Raw genomic sequence first — 18,325 nt, 5'->3', positions numbered from 1 at the left:
GACCCTTTTACGTAAGGAGAGAGAACGATGCTTGACCTCGAGTTCCACCTCCTCCGCCGCCCCTCCGCCGCGTCGAGACGTCCCGTCGAGGCCTTTCTCGACGCTCAGGGGCTCGCCTTCGAGGGCGAGCCCGACGTCACCGTCGTCGCCGAAGACGGCGACGGGCAGGTCGTCGCCACGGGCAGTCTCGACGGCAAGGTCATCAAGATGGTCGCCGTCGATCCCGGTCGCCAGGAGGGGGGCCTCTCGGCGGCCATCCTCTCCCGGCTCCTTCAGGTGGCCCGAGAGGAGGGGCGGACCCATCTTTTCGTCTACACCAAGCTCGAAGCGGCCTCGCGCTTCCGCTCCCTGGGCTTCGTCGAGCTGGCCCGCGTCGAGCCCTCGGTGGTCCTTCTCGAGATGGGCGAGCCCGGCGTCGCCTCTTTCCGGTCCTATCTCGCCTCGGAGCGCGTCGAAGGCGAAGGGGAGTCGGGAGCCGTCGTCGTCAATGCCAATCCCTTCACCAGAGGCCATCGATTCCTTCTCGAAGAGGCCCGGAGGCGATGCGATCGTCTCTACGTCATCGTCGTCGAGACCGACCTCTCCCTTTTCCCCTTCGAGCACCGATTCGATCTGGTCCGCAGGGGTGCGGCCGATCTCGACGGCGTCGTCGTCCTTCGAAGCGGAGACTACGCCGTCTCTCGGGCCACCTTCCCCTCCTACTTCCTTCGCGGTACGGGCAACGACGAGCGGGCCCTTCTGCAGACCCGCCTCGACGTGACCCTTTTCGCCGAACTTTTCGTCCCCGCCCTGGGGCTGTCGCGGCGTTTCGTCGGGACGGAGCCCTATTGTCCCGTGACGCGGCGCTACAACGAGGCCATGAAGGCCGTTCTCCCCCCCAGGGGCATCGAGGTCGTCGAGATCCCCCGCCTGGAAAGGCTGCCGGGCTCGGCCGTCTCGGCCTCGTCCGTCCGTGAGGCGATCCGCGGCGATGACTGGGAGGCCATCAGAGCCCTCGTCCCCGACGTGACCTACGATTACCTCCGCTCCTCCCGGGCCGAGGCCGTCCTGGAGCGGGTGCGCCGGAGCGAAAGCCGTCACTGAGCCTCGGACGGAGGGCCCAGGAGAGAGGCGAGAGCTTCCGCGACCGTCGCGAAGTGGAGGTCGTCCTCGACGATCGGTCCGATGGCGACGAAACGGCCTCGGCCGAAGCTTTTCCAGGCCTGACGGTCGCTTTCTGTGTCGCCGAAAAAAAGCGGGCTCGAGGCGGCCATGCGTCGGCAGAGGAGGGAGAGCCCTTCCGGCGAGGGTTTGCTGATTCCCTCGTCGGGCGTGATCGCCCTTTCCCGGGGCAGGTCGCTCCACCCCAGAAGGCGCAGCCCGAGCTCCAGCTCGGCCCTCGGCCTTCCCGTATAGATTCCCACGGGAAGGCCGAGTTCTTTCCAGGAGGAGCGAAGCAGGGGGACTTCCCTCTGCCAGAGGCCCGCCGTCTCGGAAAGACGGGCCCGTCGCCCGCGCTTCTCCCAGAGCTCCTCCCCTCCGAAATAGAGCTCCTCGCAGAGATTGCGGACCTCCTGGCGGGGGAACGTCTCGCCGAAAGAGCGTCTGACCCAGGAGACGACGTTGGCTTCCTCGAAGGCCGCGAGTTTTCGGGCCCATCCCTCCGCGGTGGGCAGGGCCCGGGAGAGGAGCCTTTCGCCCGTCGCCGCCGCCGCGCAGAGGAAGGCCCAGGCGATGTCGTAATCGTCGTTGAAGGCCCTGTGGCGCTTGCAGATCCTGTAGTGCTCCCCGGTGAAGGACGCCTCGTCGGTGCGACGGCGGGGGCTGAATCCCCAAGCCCAGCGGATCGCCTGTCCGACAAGGGTAAAATAGGAGTCGTCGGTGTCGATGAGCACGCCGTCGACGTCGAAGATCAGGGCGTCGTGACTGAAGATCATGCCATCACCTCCCCTTGAAGTGGAACGGCAGCAGAGGACCATCTACGCATTTTAGGCAATCGCCGAAGGAAAGGCAAAGGAGGTAGGTCATGCTGGAAATACCTCTTCAGCGGGGAACGTCCTGCCCTCTCTACCGACAGATCGCCCGGCACCTGAAGACGATGATCGACAGAGGGACCCTCGCCGCCGGACTTCGCCTTCCGGGAACGCGGGAGCTGGCTCAGGCTCTGTCGGTGAGCCGTACGACGACGACGGAGGCCTACGGACTGCTCGTCTCCGAAGGCTACATCGTCGAGAGAGGACGGAGCGGCAGCTACGTGGCTCCTCGTCCTTCCGCCCCGCCGACCGTCGCGGCCGCCTTCGTCGAGCCCCTCTGGGATCTCGCCTCGGAGAACCCCTCGCCGGGCCTGCTCCCGTCTTCGTCGGTCCGGGGCCTGATCCGTTCCCTCCTGGCAGAGGGAGGGGATCTCTTCGCCTCCTCTCCCGTAGAGGGGCGCGACGACCTCCGGTCGGCCCTCGTCGCCCACGGCGCTCTTCGGGGCATTCCCGCCCGAAGCGCGCATCTTGTCGTCACCGGCGGGGGGCTGGAGGGCCTTTCCACGGCTCTCGGAGCCCTCAAGGAATTGGGAACGAAAAAAGTGTGGGTCGAGGAATTGACCTTTCCTGACTTTGTCGCCATGGCCCGCTCGGAGGGGTTGGACGTGGGAAGTCTGCCCCTCGACGAAGAGGCCCTTGTCGGGTGCCTGGGAACCGTCGGGGCCGGCGAGGTGGTCTACCTCATTCCCAGCTTTCACAACCCCACGGGCAGGACCCTCTCCTTCGAGGCTCGTCGGGCCCTCCTGGCGGAAGGAGAGCGGCGCGGTTTCTGGATCATCGAAGACGACACCTACGGCGAGTTCCGCTACGGCCTCTCGTCCGTCCCGGCTCTCAAATCCCTCGACGGCGCCGACCGCGTCCTCTACATCGGCTCCTTCAGCCAGCTTCTCCTGCCGGGCCTTCGCGTCGGCTACGCCCTCCTTCCCCCCTCGTTGAGGGAATCCTTTCTGGCCGTCAAGTCGCGACGCCAGGGGCCGGTCTCGACATTGACGCAGCGAGTGGCCCTGGGCTTCATCTCAGGAGGCGGGCTGGATCGGGGGCTGGTGCGGCTTCGGGCGATTCTGAGCCGGCGGATGGAGACTCTCGTCGAGGCTCTGCGGAGGGAGTTCCCTCAGTGGGAGACGACCAAACCTCAGGGGGGGATCTATCTCTGGGCCGACACGGGATCGACGGACGGTCGGGTCGTCGCCGACGTCGCCCGCTCTCGAGGCGTCGCCCTCATGGCCGGGGCCCCCTTCGCCTGGCCGAATCGCGCCGTATGCGGCCTGCGCTTTTCCGTGAGCCGTCTCGACGGGGCGGCCCTGTCGGGGGCCGTACGGATCCTGAAGGAGAACGGGCCATGGTGAGATGCGACGATCTCGAGAGGCTCCTCGCCGGGCGGGAGGAACGATGGCTGAGGCAGCGCCGGCTCCTGGCCTCGTCCGACGTGGTCCTGCAGACGGCGCTGAACGTGCCGGGGCTTCCCAAGGCCGTCGAGGGGGATGTTTCTCTCCTCGAAGCCCTGGGCTCCCGCCTCGAGGCCTGCCTGGTCGTCCCCTCGGAGCGGCTTCTCCTCGTCAACGGGGCCGGGGCCGCTCTGCTTCTGGCCTTTCGGGGTGTCGATCCTCTGAGGCTCAAGGAGGAAGCCCTTTCGCTGGAGGAGGGGCTTTCCTGGGGGCGGATCTTGGACATCGACGTGCTCACCGAGGCCGGCTCCCTGAGCCGACAGCTTCTGGGCCGCCCTCCCAGGAGCTGTCTTCTCTGCGATCTTCCCTCGAAAGTCTGCGCCCGTCAGGCCCGTCATCCCCTTGCCGCGTTGCGAGAGGCCTTTCTGCTGCTTTTCGAGAGGGCCCTCGGCGACCTGGAAACGTTCAATTCTTCCCGTCGTCCCTCCCTGCCTTTCGGAGACGGCGGTGCCAGAGGAGAAGGGCCAGACAGGCCGTGACGACGCCGCCGACGAGGCCTTGAACGATAAGGTCCGGCCGGGGGATGCCGATGAGATAGCCTCCCAGCCCTCCCAGGGCTCGGCCGAAGAGGAAGACGGAGGCGATGGACAGGATGAGGACGACGATTCGCAAGGACGAGGACCTCTTTTCTGGGGAAGGTTCCCCGAAGGGCTGACGGAGGGGGCGTCTCTTCGTTTTTTTGTTCTTTTTTTCGCTTCGTCCGTCTTGCGTGGGGCGCAATTTGTGGTACAATGCCTCTGCTTTTGTCGTCTCTGCGGCTATACCTACTGAGGGGGTCTCCGGGAGAGCCCCCTTTTGTGCTGTATGCGGCGGAAGCCTCTGCGACGATTGTCATTCGTTGTATCCCATGATAGACTAGTCTGAACGTATAGCATTTTGATATTTGTGCAGTGAGGGTTCATCTAACCCAAGGAGGGCATGGCTTTGACTCGTGAACCGAGACTTTACACGACTTCTGCCGATTACGTCTATCAGGAGTTGCGCCATAAGATCATAACAAAGCAGCTCAAGCCGGGACAGCGTCTGCCCGAGGTCAATATCGCCGTGCAGATGGGCGTGAGCCGCACTCCTGTCCGGGAGGCTCTGCGCCGTCTCGCCAGCGAGGGGCTCGTGGTGATCATCCCCAACAGCGGCGCCCGTCTCGCCTCGCCGACGAAGCGCGAGATGGAGGACACCTTCGTCGTCCGCGAGCAGCTCGAGTGTCTCGCCGTTCGCCTTGCCGCGGGCCGGATCAGCGAACGCCACCTGAGGCGCCTCGAGGAGACGCTCCTGGACGAGGAGCGCTCCTTCGAAGAGCAGAACCTGGAGCTCTACCTCGAGGTGAACGAGACCTTTCACCGCATTATCGCCGAGGCCAGCGGCAACAAGGTCCTCGCCGACTATGTCGAGAACATCCTGGCTCGGACCAACGTCTACATGGTTTTCTACGATCCCTTCCTCGGGCACCGGTCCGGCCAGACTCTGCCCAAAGATCACCCCAGCCTGAAGGGGCACCGTCTCCTCATCGACGCCCTTCGGGACCGCAACGGGGACCTGGCCGTCGAGATCATGTGCCGCCACCTCACCCTTTCCAGCCAGGGACTGGAACAGCCCGAGGAATAGAGGCCACAGAAGCCGTCCCGGGAGGGATACTTCCCTTGAGGGAACGATGATCTTGAGGGAGAGATCCCAAGCCCGAGGAGGCTCGACGATGAAACCCGATTACCTGCCCACGCTGGACCTGAAGCGCAATTACCGTAGAGTGAAGGAAGAAATTCGCAGGGCGGTCGATGAGGTCCTGGAGGAACAGGCCTTCATCCTGGGACCGGCCCTGTCGGCCTTCGAGGCCGACGTCGCGACCTATCTGCCCGTCCCCCACGCCATCGGCTGTGCCTCCGGCAGCGACGCCCTTCTTCTGGCCCTGATGCTTCTCGACCTGAAGCCCGGAGACGAGGTCATCACGACGCCTTTCACCTTCTTCGCCACCGTCAGCGCCATCACGCGCCTGGGGGCGAAGGCCGTCTTCGTCGATGTCGATCCCCATACCTACAACATGAGGACCGATCAGGTCCTGGAGAGGCTGACCGACCGGACTCGGGCCGTCGTCGCCGTCCATCTTTTCGGCCAGATGGTGCCGCTGGAGACGATCGAGGAGGAGCTCCGGTCCCGAGGCGTCGTCCTCATCGAAGATGCGGCCCAGGCCTTCGGCAGCTGGCGCTTCGTCGACGGGACGCCCCGCCGGGCCGGGTCCTGGGGCGATCTCGGCTGTTTTTCCTTCTTCCCGACGAAAAATCTCGGCGGCTGCGGCGACGGAGGCATGGTGACCTGCGGCGACGACGGGTACGCGTCCCATCTGCGGAGCCTGCGCGTCCACGGTTCGGGCAAGATTTACTACCATGACGAAGTGGGGCTCAACAGCCGCCTCGACGCCCTCCAGGCCGCCATCCTCCGCGTCAAACTGCGCCATCTCGACGAGTGGAACGAGGAGCGGCGTCTCGTGGCCGATCGCTACGCCCTGCTCTTTTCCGAGGCGGGGCTCCTCGGCGACGTGACGCCCCCTGCGGCCCTGGAGGGCAACGGCCACATCTACCACCAGTACGTCATCCGTTGCCGTGAGCGGGATGCCCTGCAGGCCTTCCTCGAGACGGAGGGGATCGCCTCCCGCGTCTACTATCCCCTCTGTCTTCACCTGCAGCGCTGTTTCTCCTTCCTCGGTTACGGCGAAGGAGATTTCCCCGCGGCCGAGGCCCTCTCGTCCGAGGTCCTGGCCCTTCCCGTCTTCCCCGAGCTGACGGGAGTCGAGCAGGAGCGCGTCGTCGAGGCGGTGGGGCGTTTCTACCGATCCCGTCAGTCCTGACCATTCTTGCTCTTTGCGCCCGATTCGTGTAGAATTACCGATGGCAGGATCTGATGCCATCGGTAATCTCGTTTGAGAGCATCGCCATCTTTCGAGGAGGTGAGGGGCCATGATGTACCCCTTTTTCTTTGATCCGACGTTCATGCTGCTCATTCCGGCCATGCTTCTGGCCTTCTGGGCCCAGATGAAGGTGAAGAGTTCCTTCGCCCGTTTCAGCCGCGTTGCCTCCCGTCGCGGCGTCACCGGCGCCGAGGCGGCCCGGGCCCTTCTCGACCGCCAGGGCCTTTCCGACGTGCCCGTCCGGCGCGTCGCCGGCAATCTCTCCGATCACTACGATCCCAGAGACCGGACGCTTCACCTTTCCGATTCCGTCTACGCCAGCACCAGCATCGCCGCCATCGGCGTCGCCGCCCACGAAGTGGGCCATGCCGTGCAGCATCTCCAGTCCTATGCGCCGCTGAAGATCCGCAACGCCATCGTTCCCGTCGTCAACATCGGCTCCGGGCTGGCCTTCCCCCTCTTTTTCATCGGCCTTCTCATGAGGACGCCGATGCTCATGGATCTGGGGATCCTCTTCTTCCTCGGCGTCATCGTCTTCCACCTCGTCACCTTGCCGACGGAGTTCGACGCCAGCGCCCGGGCGCTGCGTCTTCTGTCGGACACGCAGATCCTGGGAGGGGACGAGATCGGTGGGGCCCGGTCGGTTCTCAACGCCGCGGCTCTCACCTACGTTGCGGCTTCGGTCATGGCCGTGGCCCAGCTCCTCCGCCTCGTCCTGCTTCGAGGCATGGTCGGCGGAAGAAACGACTGAAGGACGACCTTTATCGTCGGTCCAAGGTAGGTTAGACTAGGGGGTGGCCGCAGAGGCCGCCCCTTTTTTGGGAGTCCCGATGACGGGAAGGAGAGATTTCCCCCGATGCCGTTTCTGTTTCTGCTCCTTTTGGCCCTTTTTCTCGCTCCCTGGCTGGGGTTGATTCTGCTCCTCCCCTTGGTCCTCCTGGTCCTGGTCATGGTTCCCTTCGGCTTCGCCCTGCGCTCCCTCTTCTGGCTCTTCGCCGGTCCCAGCCGGCTCCTGAGCGTTTTCTCCAACGGGAACGTCCGGCGCAATCATGCCCTGGAACACGCCACGGCCCACGTCCTCGAGGAGAGTCTGGGAAGACCCCTTCCCCTTTCGGGCTATGCCGTCGAGGAGGGTTTCTTCGTCGACGGTCCCTTCTCTCCTCCCATGGTTCTCGCCGCCGCCCGGGAGGCCCTGGCCCGTCTTCAGGGCGGTGAGGTCTCTCTGGCCTTGCATCGTCGCTGCGGCACGACGGTGATCGTCGTCAACCTCCTCGCCTCGGCGGCCTTTCTTCTCCTCTTGGGGGTGACGGGGCGGATCTCCTTTCTGTCCGTCGTCGTCGCTCTTCTGGTGGCCAACGGCATCGGTCCCCTTCTCAGTCCCTTCGTGCAGCGCCACCTGACGACGGATGCCTCCGTGGCGGGAATGGAGATTCTGGGAGTCGAGGTCCGGTCAGGCCATTCCCAGGCCTTGGGCGTCTCCTTTTCCTTCCCCTCGCGGCTTTTCGTGGCCACCCGTCAGGCCGGACAGGCCCTGACGGCTCAGGTGGTGCGCTGATGCGCGCCGTCGAGGCCTCTCTCCTTGCCTGGCGGGCTCTGGGACGTCACCGCACCTGGGGGCAGGCCCTGCGGGCCGAGGCTCCCGATCTGGAATCGTGCGAGCGCCCTCTGGCCGAATCGCTTCTCTTCCGCGCCCTGCGTCGCCGTGCCCTTTGGCTCTTTCTCACCTCCCGCCTTTCCCGACGGGGAATCAGGGAGCTTTCTCCCTCGACGGGCGACGCCCTCATCATAGGGTTGGCCGGAGTGGTGGAGATGCCTCTGATGACGCCGAGAAGCCTCGTCAACGCCTTCGTCCAGCGCCTCTCCCTTCAGGGAGAGGCGGGAGGGGCTCGTCTCGTCAACGGTCTTCTCCGCCGCTGTCACGAAGAGGGAATCGGCCACCTGTCGAAGCTGCGCGAGAGCGGCGATCTTCGCGATCAGGCTCTCCTCTGCGGCTTTCCCGACGAGGGGCTGTCGGCCCTGCGCGATTCCTGGGGCGTTCACGAGGCCCGTCGCCTCATGAAGCTGCTGGCCATGAGGCCCTCTCTTTCCTTTCGGGTAACGGGCGATCCCTCCGTCTCTGAGCTTCGCCTCTGGCCCTCCCCTCACGTGAAGGGGCTCTGGAGGAGCAGCGCCCTTCTTTCCGACGGGCTGCCCTCGTCTTATGTCTCTCAGTCCGAGTCGTCGGCGCGCCTGCTGCCCTATCTCCAGGAGCGCCTTTCCGGTCGGGAGGGATTCTGTTTCGGCAAGCCCCAGGAGGAGGGACGCCTCCTGTCGCCCAGAGGGCAGGTCCTGCCCCTTTGGAGCGGCGACGAGGGGGCGATTCCCCGAGGCTTTCGAAAGGCCTCTCTTCCCACCGAGCCTCTTCCCTGGATTTTCGTCGAGCCCTCCTGTTCGGAGAGCGGCTGTTGGGCCCGTCTGCCCGAGCGGAAGTGGGCCTTTCGCCGAAATCGCCTGGTCGAGTTGGCCAGGGAGCAGGAGGAGCTCCTGTCGACGGCTCTCGATCACCTTCTTCCCGGAGGAGTCGCCATCTATCGGACGAGGAGTCTCTTCAAAGAAGAAAACGAGCAGGTCGTCGCCCGTGTCCTGGCCGCTCGGCGGGATTCCGTCGAGTGGGCCGTCGACTTGCCTCGAGATCTGGCCCGCCGGGGCCGTCCTTGGGGGTATTATGTCCTTCCCGAGAGCCCCTGGGCCGATGGAACCTTCGTCGCCGTTCTCGTGCGGCGCAGCTGAGGAGGAAAGCGAGATGCGCAGTCTGTTCCGCCTATCAATGCTCATCGTGTTGCTGGTGATCGTGGGGTCGGGCATCATGGCCGTCTACACCGTCTTCCTGGGAGGGCGTTCCGTCGCCGTTCCCTCCCTGGAGGGCCTTTCCGTCATCGACGCCGTCGACAGGACGCAGTCCTTGGGACTTCTCGTCCGGGTCGATCAGGTCGAATCGCTTCAGCCTTCGGGGACGATCCTCTCCCAGTGGCCTGCAGCCGGAGAGCAGGTCAAGCCGGGCAAGATTCTCGTGCTCAAAGTCAGCCAGGGAGGAACGCGCCTTCCCCTTCCCGACGTTCGCGGCATGGAGTTCACCCAGGCCACGAGTCGCCTCGAGGAGGACGGCTTCAAGGCCGGAGACGTGCTCCGCATTCACGATGAGGGACGAGCGGCAGGCATCGTCATGGCCCAGAGCCCGGCCGCTCCGACGGTGATGTCGCCCGGGCGGGCCATCGACCTGCTCGTCAGCCTGGGGCCCGAAAGCAGCGGAGGCATGGTCGTCGTGCCCGATGCCGTCGGCCGCTCGGAGACGATCACGCGAAAGCTTCTCCGCGAGGTGGGGCTGACGGTAAAGGCCGTGAAGTCCGTCTACTCACAGGCCTCGCCGGAAGGACTCGTCATCCGCCTCGAGCCCGCTCCTGGAAGCAAGGTCCCCTCCGGTTCGGGCGTCACGGTGACGGTGGCGACGCTGCAGAAGCCGCCCGCCGCCGAGGCGCCGAAAGTTCCCGGTCTGCCCTCTCAGGCGCCGTCGTCGGTTCAGACGACGCCCCCTCCAGGACCGGCGACGGTCTCCACGGCGACGCCGCCTTCGGGAACGGCTCCGGCGCCCCTTCAGCCCCCCTCGACGGCCCCCTCCGGCCCGACCTCCGCACCCGCCGCGCCGACCAAAACGGCCAAAATCCGCTACCAGGTGCCGCCCCTGACGCGTCCCATGGAGCTCAAGATCGAAATCGTCGATGCGGCGGGGACGCGGGAAGTTCTCAATCGCGAAGCCAAAGGCGGCGAATACGTCTCGCTTGACGTCCCCTACCGCGAAAGTGCCGCCGTCACGATCTACCTGGGAGGGATGTTCGTATGGCAAGATCGCTATCGCTAGAGAGGGGACGCCCCCTACTGGCACCCTCTCTTCTGGCCGCCGACCCTCTGTGCATGGCCGCGTCCATTGACAGACTGGGCGGAGAGGCCGATGCTCTTCATGTCGATGTCATGGACGGCCGCTACGTTCCCAACATCTCCTACGGGCCCGGCCTGGTTCGTGCCCTGCGGGACCGTTACGCGGAGGCGGTTCTCGACGTCCATCTCATGGTCGATGAGCCGGAGCGCGGCATCGAGGCCTTCGCCGCGGCCGGAGCCGATTACCTGACGGTCCACGTCGAGGCGACGAGACATCTTCACCGCCTTCTGGGCCATATCCGAGAGCTCGGCTGTCGTCCCGGCGTGACCCTCAACCCCGGTACCCCCGTCGAATGGCTTCGTCCCGTCGTCCATCTCGTCGATCTCGTCCTCGTCATGTCCGTCAACCCCGGCTTCGGCGGCCAGACCTTTCTGCCCGAGGTTCTGTCCAAGGTCCGTACCCTCTGTCAGTGGCGTGCCGTCGACGGTCTCTCCTTTCTGATCGAGATGGACGGAGGTCTGGGGCCGGCCAATGGAGCCGACGTCGTCCGAACGGGCTGTGACATCCTCGTCGCCGGCAGCTCCGTCTTCGGGGCCGCCGATCCTCTCCTTGCCCTTCGGGATCTGAGGAGAACGGCTCAGGGAGGGATTTCTCATGGCAGATCGTGAGGAGAAGCTTCTGGAACTCTGTTCCCGATTGAGGGGGCTCCGCGAAGAGCGGGCCATCTCGCTTGAGGAGGCCTCGGCCAGGACGCGCATCCGCGTCCCTCTTCTGGAGGCTCTTGAGGAGGGGCGCCTCGACGCCCTTCCGGGGCTGGTCTATGCCCGAGGTTTCCTGAGAACCTATCTGAATTTCCTGGGGGCCTCCCATCTCTGGGAGGAGTTCGAGCCCCTTCTGCCCCAGCCGGACGCGGAGGGATGGGGGAACGTCATGGGGGGCGCCGTCCCCCCGGCGCGGGGATTTCGCAAAATTTCCCGGCGATGGGTCTACCTTCTCCTCTTCCTGGCCCTTTTCGCCGCTCTCTATGTGGTCTGGGACAAGCGGGGGCAGGTCCGTCAGCCTCTGATGCCCCCCTCCTCCGAAACGGAGAGGGAGCATGAAACGCCTCCTCCGGTGACGGAACCTCCGTCGACGGAGGCGCCTGCGCCTGCTCCCGCTCCGACGACCGAGGAGCAGGAGGCTAAGCCGACGGAGCCCTCCTCGGCGGCGCCTGCCGAAGCGCCTCTGCATGCCGATGGGGGAGGGCAAGGCCTCGTCTCCGGCGAGGTCGTTTCCCGGGATGCGGCGGCCGGGCCCGATCTGAGTGCCGATATCGCCTGGCTCCGGGGAATTTCGGTCGACGTTGCCCCTCTCGAGACGGCCGCAGCCATCCCCTCCGATTCCCTTCGCATCGTCGGACGCGGCGCCTGCTGGATCCGCGTCGCCGAGGGAGAAAAGGTCCTCTTCCAGGGAACGCTTCAGAAGGGGGACATCAAGGTCTTCGAGATCACGGCGGCGACGCGCCTCCGCTTCGGCAACGCGGCCAACGTCGACGTCCACTGGCGAGAGGAGACGGCCGCCCCCCTCCATAATCGAGCCGACGTCGTCACCTACCTCGTCGTGCCCGGCCAGCCCATGAAACGGATCTAGGCCTGCCGCGATGAAAGGAAGGGGAGCATGAAGGTCTTTCTTCTCTCGTTGGGCTGCGCCAAAAACCAGGTCGACAGCGAGAACCTCGTCGGCCGCCTGAGGGCCGCCGGCGCCGAGATCGTCGATGAACCGCAGGGAGCCGATGTGGCTCTCATCAACAGCTGCAGTTTCATCCGGCCCGCCGTCGAGGAAAGCCTGGCCGCCTGTTTCGATCTGGAGGAACTGAAGGCTCGGGGAGAAGTGGGCCGCATCGGACTTCTGGGCTGTCTCTTCAATCGCTACGGAGAGGAGCTTCGTCGCGAGCTTCCCCAAGTCGACATCTGGGCTCCGGCCGAGGATTGGGACTCGGTCCTTCATGCCCTCGGCATCGAGGCGAGGGCGAGGCGCTCCCTTCTTCCCGGTTCCGCCCCCTGGAGCCGCTACCTCAAAATCGCCGAGGGCTGCGACAACCGTTGCACCTACTGCACCATTCCCTCCATCAGAGGGCCCTTTCGCAGCCGCTCCCTGAGGGACATCGTCGATGAGGCCCACCGCCTCGTCGACGAGGGAGCGAGAGAGATCTGCCTCATCGCCCAGGATCCCACGGCATGGGGCCGAGATCTGGGGGCCATGAGGCTGGCCGATCTCCTCGATGCCCTCATGGATGATCTTCCCCGCCATCTCTGGCTTCGCCTTCACTATCTCCACCCCCACGGCGTCGACGAGTCCCTTCTGGAGCGCATGGCCTCGGGGCGTCAGCTTCTTCCCTATCTGGACATGCCTCTGCAGCATGTCGACGACGCCATCCTGGCGGCCATGAACCGGAACGTGACGGGAGAGAGGGCGGGAGCTCTCCTCCGCTACGCCCGATCCCTCCGCAGCGATTTCGCCCTGAGGACGACCTTCATCACCGGTTTCCCCGGAGAGGGCGAGAGGGCCTTCTCCCGGCTCCTGGCCTTTCTCGAAGAGCACGAACTGGATCGGGTCGGAGCCTTCTCTTTCTGGCCCGAAGAGGGAACGGCGGCGGCCAGGTTGCCCCGAAGGCCGTCGAAGGCCGTCGCCCAGGGGCGCCTCGACCGCCTCATGGCCCTTCAGCTCGATATCTCCCTCAGGCGTCAGCGGAACTTCGTCGGCCGCGTTCTCGATGTCCTCGTCGAGCGGATCGACGATGAGAAAGGCCTGGCCTGGGGGCGCTCCTTCCGCGACGCTCCCGAAGTGGACGGTGAGGTCGAAATCCGGACGAAAGGGCTTGCCCTCGGGGCCGTCGTTCCCGTCACCGTCACGGAGGCCTTGGATCACGACCTTATCGGAGAGGTGAATCCCTCATGACAGAACCTTCCAGAACGGCCTTTCACATCGCCACCCTCGGGGGGCTGGGACGGCTGACCTCCATGCCCGGCACGGTGGGTTCCGTGGCCGCCTTCCTCCCCGTCCTCCTCTTTCCCCCCCTCCTCCGGCTCCTGCCTCTCGTCATTCTCGCCGGGACATGGGCCGCCCATCGCTGTGCCCGGGACATGGGACGGGACGATCCGGGCGAAATCGTCATCGACGAGGTGGCCGGACTCTGGACGGCGCTGATCCTGACGCCCCAGGCCATGGCCCTTCCGGCCCTCTTCCTCTTCCGCGTCGTCGACATCCTCAAGCCCTTTCCCGTCAACGCGGCCGAGAGGCTGCCCGGAGGGGTCGGGATCATGGCCGACGACCTCGTCGGCGGTCTCATGACGGCCGGCCTTCTGCTTGCGCTGCGCTGGCTCTATCTTCAGGGCGGCTTGGCGGCCTTCTTCGGGGGCTGAGATGGGCCGTCTCGTCCTGGGCTGGACGGAAAGCCTCGTCCGGCAGCGCCTCCTGGCTCTGGGATCGGCCTGGGGAGAGCCTTTCGTGACGGGGCCCTGGCCCCATCCGATCCGCATCGCCTTCGAAAACGAAGGCGCGTCTCTCGACGAGGCCCTCGATCGGCTCTTTGGGGGCGACATCCTCCCGCGAGGCGTTCTCTCGGCGGAGGAGGCCCTTCTCCTCTCGGCCCGTCGTCGGCAGGCGACCGTCGCCTGCGCCGAGTCCTGTACGGGCGGCCTCATCGGCGGTGCCCTTACGTCCCTGGCCGGTTCGTCGGATATCTTCCTGGGCAGTGCCGTCTGTTACGCCGACGGAGCCAAAAAGGCCCTCCTCTCCGTCTCCGATGAGATCCTCTCCGCAAAAGGGGCCGTCAGCGCCGAGACGGCGCGGGCCATGGCTGCGGGCGCCCGGACCCTCTACGGCAGCACTCTGGCCCTCGCCGTGACGGGCGTCGCCGGGCCGGGAGGGGGCTCGCCCGAAAAGCCCGTCGGCACCGTCTGGTTCGGCGTGGCGACGGGCGAGGGGAGCGGCGCCTTCTTGCGGACCTTTTCCGGCTTTGATCGGGCGACCATCCGTTCCGCCACCGTCGCCGTCGGCCTCGAAGCCCTCTGGCGAACCCTTGAACGGAGTTGACGCCTTGGAGGACCGCCGGAGATGCTTCCTCGCCGTCGCCATCGACGAGAAAATCAAAGAGGAAATAGGAAGGGCCGCCGCGGTCCTTCCACGCGCCCTCCGTCCCGTCGCCGTCGAATCCCTTCACGTCACGCTGCGTTTTTACGGAGAGATCACCTCCCGCGAAAGGGCGGTGATCGAGGGCTATCTGGGCGAAAGCCTCCGCCGTGATCCTCTCTCCCCCTTCTTCCTTCGCCTTCGGGGGCGGGGGCTTTTCCCGTCCCGAGGCGCTCCCCGCGTCCTATGGATCGGCCTTTCTCCCGTCGCGGACGGCCTGATCGAACTGGCCCGCAGGGGGGAGGGGGCCGCCGTCGCCGCCGGACTTCCTCCCGAGCGGCGTCCCTTCTCACCCCATCTCACCCTGGCCCGGTTCCGAGAGGGACAAAAAAGCGACGGACAGGAGATTCTCTCCCTTCTGCCCGACCGTTTCTGGGGCGAGTGGGCCGTGAAAAGCCTGAGCCTGATGAGCAGTACGTTGAGGCCTCAGGGGCCGCTTTACCGTCCCCTGAGGGTGTTCGACCTGAAGGAGGTGGCCCCAGGTGGCCAAGAAAGTTCAACTCACGCGTGAGGATATCCTTGACGAGGCCCTCAAAGACATCAAGGGCAAGTTCGGAGACGGAGCCATCATGCGCCTCGGCTCCCAGGAGAAGGCCACGGTGGATGTCATCTCGACGGGAATTCTCCCTCTCGACGTCGCCCTCGGCATCGGAGGTCTTCCTCGGGGGCGGATCGTCGAAATCTTCGGCCCCGAAGGAGGCGGCAAGACGACCGTCGCCCTCCATGCCCTCGCCGAAGCGCAGAGAGCCGGCGGCGTCGCCGCCTTCATCGACGCCGAACATGCCCTCGATCCCCGTCTCGCCGCCGCCCTCGGCGTCGACGTCGAGGCCCTCTACGTGGCCCAGCCCGACAGCGGCGAACAGGCCCTCTACATTCTCGACACTCTCGTGCGCAGCGGTGCCGTCGATATCCTCGTCGTCGACTCCGTCGCCGCCCTCACGCCCCAGGCCGAGATCGACGGAAAGATCGGCGATACCCAGGTGGGGCTCCAGGCCCGGCTCATGTCCTACGCCCTTCGCCGCCTCACGTCGGCCATCTCCAGAAGCAACGCCATCGTCATCTTCATCAACCAGCTCCGGGCCAAAATCTCCACCATGGGTTACGGCGGTCCTCAGGACACCACCACGGGAGGCAGGGCGCTCAAGTTCTACACCTCCGTCCGCATCGAAGTGAAACGGGGCAAATCCATCACCAAAGGCGACGAGGTTCAGGGCCACGAGCTGTGGCTCAAGGTGGTCAAGAACAAGCAGGCCCCCCCCTTCCGGACCGCTCATGCCTCTCTCATCTACGGTCGCGGCGTCCCTCGGGAGATGGCCGTTCTCGATATGGCCATAGACCTCGACGTCATCAAGAGAAAGGGCTCCTGGCTCGCCTACAAGGGCGAGACCCTCGGCCAGGGCAAGGACAACGTCTCCGCCTACCTGATGGAACATCCCGACCTCATGACGGAAGTGATCGAGGCGGTTCGCATCAAGGCGGCCCAGGGCATCGGCCTGGAGATCCTCCCCAAGGAGCCTCTCTCCGCCGGAGACGACGAGGAAAGGACGAACGCTCCGTCGGAACTCCTCCTCGACGAGGAGGGCGTTCTCGAGCTGGAAGAGGAAGACGGGACTCTCTGAGGCCTCCCGACAGGGGCGGAGTCCCTTCCGCCTCGTGGCGTCCATCCCGGGTGGGGGAGCTTCAATGTCCCTCCCGGCATGGGAGCGTTCCGCACGAGAAACGGCGCACGCGAAACGGGACCCTGCAAATAGGGGTCCCGTTTCGCGTGCGGGGGCTGCAAGGGAGACGGGAGCCCCTCCCGGAGGGGGTCGGAACGTCGTTGCCGGGGGGACGGCACGGTGCGTTGCGACGCGAAAGAAGGGGCCGCGCAGGCAAAAGGGCATTTTCGTTTTTTTGACCTCCTGCCCCGCTTTTTGGGAGAGCGCTTGCCCACTTCCGATGCGCCCGTCCTCTCCCGATGGAGTCGATCGGCGGCGGAAGGCGCGGTTTCCCGATTGTCCCTCTCCGAGGAGCGGCGTAAAATAAAAACGATTCCATCTTGGCGACGAAGGGGGCTCGTTTCAGACATGAAAGTCATCGTCATCGGCAACAACCATGCAGGTACGGCAGCGGTCACCCATCTTCGGAAGTTCTACCCGGAGGCGGAGGTGGTCTCCTACGACCGAAGCGACAACATTTCCTTCCTGGCCTGCGGCATCGCCCTCTGGGTGGGCGGCACGATCCGGGATCCGAAGGGGCTTTTCTACGCCACGCCGGAGGGGCTGAAGGAGATGGGCGTGAAGGTCAACATGGGCTGCGAGGTCACGTCCGTCGACTTCGACGCCAAGACCGTCCGGGGTACGATTCTGGCCACAGGGGAGGCGTTCGCGGACCGCTACGACAAGCTGATCCTGGCCACCGGCTCCAGGCCCATCATGCCCCCCATAGAGGGAGTCGATCTGGACGGGGTCATGTTCTCCAAGCTCTATCAGGACGCCCAGACCATCGTCGACCGGCTGAGAATTCCGGAGGTCCGCAAGGTGGTCGTGGTCGGGGCGGGGTACATCGGCGTGGAGCTTGTGGAGGCCTTCCGGCGTCTCGGTCGTGAGGTGACGCTCATCGAGGCGACGGACCGGGTCCTGAGCAGCTACTTCGATCCGGAGTTCACCGAGGAACTCGAGACGCGGCTGAGGGAAAGGGGCGTTCAGGTCCGAACCGCCGAGAAGGTGCTCAAGCTTCTCGGCGACAGCCGGGGCCGGGTTCGTCGGGTCGTCACCGACAGGGGGGAATACGAGGCGGATCTGGTGATCCTCTGCGTGGGCTTCCGTCCCGATTCGGACCTCTACCGAGGAAAGCTGGAGACCCTGCCCAACGGCGCTCTTCTGACGGACGCCTACATGCGGACATCCGATGCGGACGTGCTGGCCTGCGGTGACTGTGTCGCGGTCCGCTCCAACGTCTGCGACGGACCGGCCTACATCGCCCTGGCTACCAACGCGGTGCGCACGGGAATCCTCTGCGCCGCGAACGTGGCGGAGCCCAAGGTCCCCTTCCCGGGGGTGCAGGGATCGAACGCCATAAAGGTCTACGATTACAATCTGGCCTCCACGGGCTTCTCCGAGACGGTCGCCAGGGCTCGGGGGCTGGACGTGAAGAGCAGTTTCCTGGAGGATGCGAGCCGCCCCGAATTCATGCCCTCCAGCGACAGGGTGAAGGTCAAGGTGGTCTACGACGCGGCGACCCGACGTCTCCTGGGTGCCCAGATCTCCTCCAAGGGAGACTACACCTTGGCGATACACACCTTCTCTCTTGCCATCCAGAAGCATATGACCGTGGACGAGTTCGCTCTGGTGGACTTCTTCTTCCTGCCCCATTTCAACAAACCCCTCTCCTGGCTCACCGCGGTGGCCCTGGAGGCGAAGTAGAGGTGAGCGCGACGCCTCCTCTGACGAGTGGCACCGTCCCTTTGGACTGAAGGGTACAGAAGGTCCCTTCCCCTGCGCCGGAACTTCCGAGGATCCCCGGGGGCGGGGCCGATCCGGCCTCGTCCCCGGGCCTTGACGTTCCCTCGGGAGGGGCCCGTCCGGCATCCGGTGCGCCGCATTCCAGCCCCCCCCCTTCGCCTATCGCGGTTCCGTTGCCGCCGGTGGTGGAAGAAGCGATCGGCAGGACGAAGGCGGAATGGGCTAACGAAAGGAGGGCAGGATCTGCCGAGGCGCGAAAGGTAGGTATCGAAGGTCGTCTGGAAGATCGTCCCATAAGGCGGATATTCATTCGGATTCTTCCCCTTGGTTGCCATGATTAGACGAACTATACGCATGAAAAAGATTTTAAAATAAGCCTAACTATACTTTTTGTTTTGGCAATGACGTCAGAAGCGACAAAAAGTATGGTTTGACAGTTCCGTAAA

The 18,325-nt window shown here is 65.2% G+C and carries 19 protein-coding genes; 17 read left to right on the top strand and 2 right to left on the bottom strand.

Going from position 1 to position 18,325, the window contains the following annotated elements; translation table 11 throughout:
• The first annotated feature begins 27 nt into the window (after nt 1-27).
• Complete coding sequence (gene citC / locus KAR29_RS06225; RefSeq protein ID WP_274374747.1) at nt 28-1,083, top strand: [citrate (pro-3S)-lyase] ligase; 1,056 nt, start codon at nt 28-30, stop codon at nt 1,081-1,083.
• On the opposite strand, the gene KAR29_RS06220 is transcribed toward citC, so the two are convergent.
• Nucleotides 1,077-1,916: an HAD family hydrolase gene (locus tag KAR29_RS06220; protein ID WP_274374746.1), complete on the bottom strand. Its 840-nt coding sequence runs from the start codon at nt 1,914-1,916 to the stop codon at nt 1,077-1,079. The genes citC and KAR29_RS06220 overlap by 7 nt on opposite strands.
• Nucleotides 1,917-2,005: 89 nt before the next feature.
• Here KAR29_RS06220 and KAR29_RS06215 point away from each other — a divergent pair, with 89 nt between their 5' ends.
• A complete protein-coding gene (locus tag KAR29_RS06215; protein ID WP_274374745.1) occupies nt 2,006-3,358 on the top strand; it encodes an aminotransferase-like domain-containing protein in 1,353 nt (450 codons plus the stop codon).
• Nucleotides 3,352-3,936 carry a citrate lyase holo-[acyl-carrier protein] synthase gene (locus KAR29_RS06210; protein WP_274374744.1) on the top strand — a complete coding sequence of 195 codons (585 nt, stop codon included), beginning with the start codon at nt 3,352-3,354 and terminating at the stop codon, nt 3,934-3,936. Before KAR29_RS06215 ends, KAR29_RS06210 begins: the two co-directional genes overlap by 7 nt.
• Here KAR29_RS06210 and KAR29_RS06205 read toward each other — a convergent pair.
• On the bottom strand, nt 3,863-4,069 hold the full coding sequence (locus KAR29_RS06205; RefSeq protein ID WP_274374743.1) for a hypothetical protein: 207 nt from the start codon (nt 4,067-4,069) through the stop codon (nt 3,863-3,865). The two genes, KAR29_RS06210 and KAR29_RS06205, sit on opposite strands and share 74 nt — an antisense overlap.
• Before the next feature lie 306 nt (nt 4,070-4,375).
• Here KAR29_RS06205 and KAR29_RS06200 point away from each other — a divergent pair, with 306 nt between their 5' ends.
• The 14 genes from KAR29_RS06200 (at nt 4,376) to KAR29_RS06135 (ending at nt 17,840) form a co-directional block, all read left to right on the top strand.
• Complete coding sequence (locus tag KAR29_RS06200; RefSeq protein ID WP_274374742.1) at nt 4,376-5,059, top strand: GntR family transcriptional regulator; 684 nt, start codon at nt 4,376-4,378, stop codon at nt 5,057-5,059.
• An 88-nt stretch (nt 5,060-5,147) separates the two neighbouring features.
• Nucleotides 5,148-6,293, top strand: coding sequence for a DegT/DnrJ/EryC1/StrS family aminotransferase (locus tag KAR29_RS06195; protein ID WP_274374741.1), 1,146 nt, complete (start codon nt 5,148-5,150; stop codon nt 6,291-6,293).
• A gap of 109 nt (nt 6,294-6,402) precedes the next feature.
• Nucleotides 6,403-7,104: a zinc metallopeptidase gene (locus KAR29_RS06190; protein ID WP_274374740.1), complete on the top strand. Its 702-nt coding sequence runs from the start codon at nt 6,403-6,405 to the stop codon at nt 7,102-7,104.
• A gap of 105 nt (nt 7,105-7,209) precedes the next feature.
• The gene (locus KAR29_RS06185) at nt 7,210-7,908 is read left to right on the top strand and encodes a DUF6391 domain-containing protein (RefSeq protein WP_274374739.1); all 699 of its coding nucleotides are present in this window, start codon (nt 7,210-7,212) and stop codon (nt 7,906-7,908) included.
• Nucleotides 7,908-9,122, top strand: coding sequence for a transcription antitermination factor NusB (locus tag KAR29_RS06180; RefSeq protein WP_274374738.1), 1,215 nt, complete (start codon nt 7,908-7,910; stop codon nt 9,120-9,122). The genes KAR29_RS06185 and KAR29_RS06180 overlap by 1 nt, the downstream gene beginning before the upstream one ends.
• A 13-nt stretch (nt 9,123-9,135) precedes the next feature.
• Nucleotides 9,136-10,248: a PASTA domain-containing protein gene (locus KAR29_RS06175; protein WP_274374737.1), complete on the top strand. Its 1,113-nt coding sequence runs from the start codon at nt 9,136-9,138 to the stop codon at nt 10,246-10,248.
• A complete protein-coding gene (gene rpe / locus KAR29_RS06170; protein WP_274374736.1) occupies nt 10,227-10,934 on the top strand; it encodes a ribulose-phosphate 3-epimerase in 708 nt (235 codons plus the stop codon). Before KAR29_RS06175 ends, rpe begins: the two co-directional genes overlap by 22 nt.
• The gene (locus tag KAR29_RS06165; protein ID WP_274374735.1) at nt 10,921-11,895 is read left to right on the top strand and encodes a helix-turn-helix domain-containing protein; all 975 of its coding nucleotides are present in this window, start codon (nt 10,921-10,923) and stop codon (nt 11,893-11,895) included. The genes rpe and KAR29_RS06165 overlap by 14 nt, the downstream gene beginning before the upstream one ends.
• Before the next feature lie 27 nt (nt 11,896-11,922).
• Nucleotides 11,923-13,203, top strand: coding sequence for a 30S ribosomal protein S12 methylthiotransferase RimO (gene rimO / locus KAR29_RS06160; RefSeq protein WP_274374734.1), 1,281 nt, complete (start codon nt 11,923-11,925; stop codon nt 13,201-13,203).
• Nucleotides 13,200-13,667, top strand: a complete 468-nt coding sequence (locus tag KAR29_RS06155; protein WP_274374733.1) for a phosphatidylglycerophosphatase A family protein — start codon at nt 13,200-13,202, stop codon at nt 13,665-13,667. Before rimO ends, KAR29_RS06155 begins: the two co-directional genes overlap by 4 nt.
• A gap of 1 nt (nt 13,668) precedes the next feature.
• Nucleotides 13,669-14,340, top strand: coding sequence for a CinA family protein (locus KAR29_RS06150; RefSeq protein ID WP_274374732.1), 672 nt, complete (start codon nt 13,669-13,671; stop codon nt 14,338-14,340).
• The gene (gene thpR / locus KAR29_RS06145; protein WP_274374731.1) at nt 14,327-14,947 is read left to right on the top strand and encodes an RNA 2',3'-cyclic phosphodiesterase; all 621 of its coding nucleotides are present in this window, start codon (nt 14,327-14,329) and stop codon (nt 14,945-14,947) included. Before KAR29_RS06150 ends, thpR begins: the two co-directional genes overlap by 14 nt.
• On the top strand, nt 14,919-16,055 hold the full coding sequence (gene recA / locus KAR29_RS06140) for a recombinase RecA (RefSeq protein ID WP_274374730.1): 1,137 nt from the start codon (nt 14,919-14,921) through the stop codon (nt 16,053-16,055). The genes thpR and recA overlap by 29 nt, the downstream gene beginning before the upstream one ends.
• Before the next feature lie 447 nt (nt 16,056-16,502).
• Nucleotides 16,503-17,840 (top strand): FAD-dependent oxidoreductase, encoded by a 1,338-nt coding sequence (locus KAR29_RS06135; protein WP_274374729.1) that lies wholly within the window; start codon nt 16,503-16,505, stop codon nt 17,838-17,840.
• The last annotated feature ends 485 nt before the right edge of the window (nt 17,841-18,325 follow it).

The sequence above is a fragment of the Aminithiophilus ramosus genome (assembly GCF_018069705.1).
Taxonomy (GTDB): Bacteria; Synergistota; Synergistia; order Synergistales; family Aminithiophilaceae; genus Aminithiophilus; species Aminithiophilus ramosus.
Note: the sequence above shows the minus strand (reverse complement) of the source record. Positions and strands in the feature narration are given on the sequence as shown.